1 protein-coding gene is annotated in these 860 nt (G+C 48.4%); it reads right to left on the reverse strand.

Annotated features, from left to right (window positions below):
* Positions 1-860: sulfatase-like hydrolase/transferase (locus R8N47_RS24280; protein WP_318185988.1), on the reverse strand; the 860-nt coding region annotated here is incomplete at both ends.

The raw sequence follows: 860 nt of genomic DNA on the forward strand, positions 1-860 counted from the left end.
TAATTTGGTGAATGGTTCAGCCCAAATACGCAACGTACCTTTGGCACGTTGTTCCATGAAGACCAGTTTCCACTTGTTGTAACGAAGCGCAGTTAAATCGCCATCGTCCGAGAAGTAGAAAATCTCTTCACGCGGTGCTTTCTCTTCTTTACCAGTGAGGTATGGCAGGAAGTTATAACCGTCTAGGTGAACTTTGAATTTCTTATCACCCGCGCTGTAGCCTTTGAGCAGTTTCTCTTTGATTTTGTCGTCACCAGCGGCGGCTACAAATGTAGGCATCCAGTCCATGTGGTGCATGATGTCATTCGAGACAGAACCCGCTTTAATTTTACCTGGCCAACGTACCATTGCAGGAACACGGTACGCACCTTCCCAGTTGGTATTTTTCTCGCCACGGAATGGCGTTGTACCCGCATCGGGCCACGAGTTCATGTGTGGGCCATTATCGGTTGAGTAGAAAACAATGGTGTTGTCTTTAATGCCTAAGTCATCCACTTTTTTCAGTAGCTGACCAACATGGTTGTCGTGCTCTACCATACCATCAGCATAAGTACTGATGCCGGTTTTGCCTTGGTTATCTGGCTTCACGTGAGTACGGAAGTGCATGCGGGTTGCATTCCACCATACGAAGAATGGGTTTTCCGCTTTCACGGCACGATCCATGAAGTCGAGTGCCGCATCTAACGTCTCTTCGTCTACAGTTTCCATACGCTTACGAGTCAGAGGCCCTGTATCTTCAATTTTGCCGTCAGCGTACGAACGAATCACACCGCGTGGGCCAAACTTCTTACGGAACTCAGGATCTTTAGGGTAATCGACGTTCTCCGGTTCTTCCTCGGCGTTCAGGTGGTAAAGGTTGC

This window comes from Vibrio sp. 2132-1, assembly GCF_033344315.1.